The 4620-nt window shown below is 75.4% G+C and carries 3 protein-coding genes; all 3 read right to left on the minus strand.

The annotated features are described in order from the left end of the window. Positions 1-22: 22 nt before the first annotated feature. Positions 23-2005 carry an FtsX-like permease family protein gene (locus ACFRMQ_RS38480; RefSeq protein WP_380735534.1) on the minus strand — a complete coding sequence of 661 codons (1983 nt, stop codon included), beginning with the start codon at positions 2003-2005 and terminating at the stop codon, positions 23-25. Beyond that, positions 2002-2757 carry an ABC transporter ATP-binding protein gene (locus ACFRMQ_RS38485; RefSeq protein ID WP_380735535.1) on the minus strand — a complete coding sequence of 252 codons (756 nt, stop codon included), beginning with the start codon at positions 2755-2757 and terminating at the stop codon, positions 2002-2004. Before ACFRMQ_RS38485 ends, ACFRMQ_RS38480 begins: the two co-directional genes overlap by 4 nt. Before the next feature lie 90 nt (positions 2758-2847). Further along, on the minus strand, positions 2848-4620 hold a 1773-nt coding region (locus tag ACFRMQ_RS38490), incomplete at its 5' end, for a condensation domain-containing protein (RefSeq protein ID WP_380735536.1).

Genomic DNA, 4620 nt, shown 5'->3' on the forward strand with positions numbered 1-4620 from the left:
GCTCCTTCCGTGCCTCCGGCGTTCACTGCCGGCCGCTCGCGAGGTCGAGCGGGCGCACCCGCAGCGCCAGCCGGGCCGGGACCAGGCTGGAGACCAGCGCGAGGGCCAGACAGACGGCGGTGGCTCCGGCCAGGGTGCCCCAGGGCAGGTCGAAGGCCGCGGACCGGCCGGTGTCGAGGACGCGGTTCTCGATCAGCAGGACGGTCGCGTACTGGGTCAGCAGCGTGACGATCAGTCCGAGCGCCGCCGCGGTGGCGACCACCACCAGGGTCTCGGCCGCGACCACCCGCATGACCTGGCGGCGGGTGCCGCCGGTCAGCCGCAGGGTGGCGAAGTCCCGCAGCCGGTCCCCGGTGGACATCATCATCGTGTTGACGATCGCGATCAGCGCGTACAGCAGTGCCGGGCCGAGGATCGCCAGCATCGCGATCCAGCCGTTCCGGGTGGTCCGGTCGTTGCGCGTCCCGATCCAGTCCGCGCCCGCGGTGGCCCGGGCCGCGCCGCCCAGCGCGGCCGTGACCTGCTCGGGGCCCGCGCCGGTGCCCAGGTAGGCGACCGAGACGGTGTGCCCGCCGGGGACGGCCTCCCGGGGGACGACGATCTCGGGCAGCTGCGGCAGCAGGTGGCCGACCCGGGCGACCAGCCGCAGCTGCTCCTGGGTGCCGTCCGCCAGCCGGGCGTTCAGGGTGTCGCCGACGTGCCAGCCGAAGACCTTCGCCATGTCGCTGGAGACCGCGACCGTCTTGCCGTGGAGGTCCTCCAGCGAGCCGTCCTCGGCGGAGAGGTTCCAGGCCGCCCGCAGGTCGCCGTCGACGGCCAGCCCGTCCTCCGGGATCGGCAGGTCGCCCGGGCGGCCGGGGGCGGGCTGCTGGTCCGGGAGCGCCAGGCCGTCGAACCGTACGGTCGCCGCGGTGGTCAGTCCGGCGCCCGGCAGGGCCGCCAGCTTCCGCAGCGCGTCGGCGGGCACCTCGGCGGCGCCGGCGGCCGGCTCGATCACGTACCCGGCCTTGAGGGCGGCGCGGCCCTGGGCGGCCATCGCGTCGCTGAAGGCGACCGTGCCGCCGACCACCGAGCCGGCCAGGCCGATCACCAGGAAGACCGGGGTCGCGGTGGAGACGGTGCGGCGGATCGCCGCGAGGGCGTTCTGCCGGGCGACCAGCCCGGCCGCGCCGGGCAGCAGCGGTACGGGCCCGGTGAACAGCCGCACCAGCGGCGGCACCAGGACCGGCGCCACCAGCACGATGGCGAGCACCGCCATCACGTCGAAGAGCAGGGCCCACTGCGGGGTGGTCTCCGGGTCGCGGGACTGCGGGTCCGCCATCATCGACGCGGGCATCGAGATGAACGTCTGGAGGGTGTAGACGAAGACGCCGAGGAAGGCGATCGACGCCACCCAGCGGACGGCCGGCATCACCTTCCGGTCGACGGCGACCTCGTTGAGCGCCTCCACCGGGCGCACCCGGCCGGCCCGGCGGGAGGCCGTGTAGGCGCCGAGCAGGGCGACCAGCAGGCCGCCCGAGGCGGCGAGCAGCAGTGGCAGGACGGCCGGCTGGGCGCGGAAGCCGCTCGGCGCGGCGCCCTGGTCGACCAGCCAGGAGGCGATCGCCGGGGCGACGGCCAGGCCTGCCGCGCAGCCCGCGACGGCGGCGGCGAGCGCCACCACCACGGCCTCGCCGAGGATCAGCGAGCGCACCTGGCGGGGCGTCGCGCCGACGGCGCGCAGCATCGCCGTCTCCTGGCGGCGCTGGGCGACGGCGAAGGCGAAGGTCGAGGAGACCACGAACACCGAGACGAACCCGGCCATCGCGGCCATGAAGCCCACCAGCTTGTGCAGCGAGGGCGCGCCGGGCAGCGAGTCCTCGCCCATCGTGGTGTTGAGCAGCACTCCGGCGGCGGACATCACCGCGACGCCGAGGGCGAGCGCGACGAAGGAGCCGACGAAGGCGAGCCACCGGCGCCGCAGCGACAGGGCGGCTATCGGGAGCAGCAGGCGGAAGCCGTTCATCGGGGGCCTCCGCCGGGGCGGACGCCCTCCAGGGCGGTCATCCGGGCGGCGACGGTCTGCGGGTCGGGGCCGGCCAGCCGGTCCACCACCTGGCCGTCGGCGAGGAAGAGCACGGTGTCGGCGTAGGAGGCGGCCACCGGGTCGTGGGTGACCATGATGGTGCTCTGGCCCTGCTGGTCGACCAGTGAGCGGAGCAGGGTGAGCACCTCGCGGCTGCTGGTGCTGTCGAGGGCGCCGGTGGGCTCGTCCGCGAAGAGCACCTTGGGCGCGGAGATCAGCGCCCGGGCGATCGCCACCCGCTGCTGCTGGCCGCCGGACATCTGGGAGGGCAGGTGGCCGGTCCGCTCGCCCAGGCCGACCTGGGCCAGGGCGGCCCGGACCTGGGCGGAGTCGGGCCGGCGGCCGGCCAGCCGCAGCGGCAGGCCGACGTTCTGTTCGGCGGTCAGCGAGCCCAGCAGGTTGAAGGCCTGGAAGACGAAGCCCAGGCGCTCCCGGCGCAGCCGGGTCAGGGCGGTCTCGTCGAGGCCGCCGAGGTCGATGCCGTCGACGACGACCTTGCCGGAGTCCGGGCGGTCCAGTCCGGCGGCGCACTGGAGCAGGGTGCTCTTGCCCGATCCGGAGGGGCCCATGACGGCGGTGAAGCTGCCGGGGGCGAAGCCGACGGTGACCCCGGCCAGGGCGGTGACGGCGTTCTGGCCGGTTCCGTAGGAGCGGGTGACCTGTTCCAGGCGTACTACGTCGTTGTCATTCATGGTGAGCATTTCCTACCAGGTGGTTGTGTCGGGAGAGGTGACCCGCCGTCATGGGCCGGGGCGGCCCGGTGGGCCGCCCCGGTCGAACGGTCAGTAGCCTCCCCACCCGGCGAGGAGTCGATCCCGTTCCTCGGCCGAGAGGAGTTCCACCGAACCGGTCCTGGTCAGCGGGGCGTCGACCAGGGTCCGCAGCGCGCGGTGGAGCTGGTCCAGCAGGCTCCGCGCCTCCTCCTCGTCGTAGACGTCCGGGCGGTAGCCGAGCCGCAGTTCGAGGCCGTTCCCGTGCAGCGGCGGGACGGCCTGCACCCGCAGCGGGTAGTGGGTGGCGTCGATGCTGCCGGCGTCGCCGAGGGTCAGCCCGTCGAGCCCGGCGGCCAGCGCCGAGGCGTCCAGCGGGGCGTTCTGGTGGATCACGGTGGTGTCGAACAGGACCTGTCCGCCGGCCAGCCGCTGGATCTCGCCGAGGCCGAGGTGGTGGTGCGGGATCAGCCGAGACTGCTCGTCCTGGAGGCGGGCCAGCAGGGCGGACAGCGGCTCGTCCTCGTCGATCCGGACCCGGACCGGCAGGGTGTTGAGGAACATGCCGACCATCCGCTCGACGCCCGGGACTTCGGCCGGGCGGCCGGAGACGGTGGCGCCGAACACCACGTCCTGCTCGCCGGTCAGCCGGGCCAGCACCAGCGCCCAGGCGCCCTGGACGGCGGTGTTGACGGTGACGCCGTGGGCCCGGGCGGCGGCGGCCAGTTCCTCGGCGGGCCGCTCGGCCAGGTCGGTCGAGACCGAGCGGTGCCGCACCGGGTCGCGGTGCGCCGCCTCCGGGTCGACCAGGGTCGGCCGGGCGTCGCCGACCGAGGCGGACCAGGCGGTGCGGGCCGCCTCGGCGTCCTGGCCGGCCACCCAGGCGAGGTAGTCGCGCAGCGGGGCCGGCTCGGGCAGGGCGTCGGTCGAGCCGCCGTGCCGGTAGGCGGTGAACAGCTCGTCGAGCAGCACCGGCACCGACCAGCCGTCCCACAGGATGTGGTGGCCGGTCAGGATCACCCGGTGCAGGTCGTCGCCCAGCCTGGCCACCCGCAGCCGCAGCAGCGGCGGGCGGGTGAAGTCGAACGGCTCCGTCCGGTCGGCGAGGGCCAGGCGCTCGGCCTCGGCGGTCGGCTCGGGGTGCCCGCTCAGGTCGTCCTGGCGCCAGGGGAGCGCGACCTCGCGGTGGACCGCCTGGAGCGGGCGGCTGAGGCCGGCCTGGCGGAAGCCCGCCCGCAGGCCGGGGTGGCGGGCGAGCAGCCGCTCGGCGGAGAGCCGCAGCCGGGGCGGGTCGAGCGGGCCGTGCAGGTCGAAGTGGACCTGGGTGGCGTAGACGTCGACGTCGTCGTCGGCCAGCAGGGCGTGGAAGACGAATCCCTCCTGGAGCGAGGAGAGCGGCAGCACGTCGGCCAGCTCGGCTTCCGAGGCGAGGAGTTCGGCCGCCTCGCGCTCCGACTCCGGGTCGGTGAAGACGCTCCGCGCCGGGGCCTGCGGCTCCACCAGGGGGCGGGCGACGGTGGCCAGGGCCTGGGCCGTCCGGTGCTGGAAGACCTCCCGGACGGTCACCACCTGGCCCCCGGCCCGGGCCTGGGCGACGAAGCGGATCGCCAGGATGCTGTCGCCGCCGAGGTCGAAGAAGGACTCGTCGGCGCCGACCGGCCCGGTGCCCAGCACCTCGGCGAAGGCCGCGCAGAGCGCCGCCTCGACCGGGCCGGCGGGCGCCGTCCGGGGGCCGCCGGCGGCCTGGTCCGGGGCGGGCAGTGCGGTGCGGTCGACCTTGCCGTTGGCGGTGAGTGGCAGGGCGTCGAGGAGGACGACGGCGGAGGGGACCATGTAGTCGGGCAG

Source organism: Kitasatospora sp. NPDC056783 (genome assembly GCF_042789895.1).
Taxonomy (GTDB): Bacteria; Actinomycetota; Actinomycetes; order Streptomycetales; family Streptomycetaceae; genus Kitasatospora.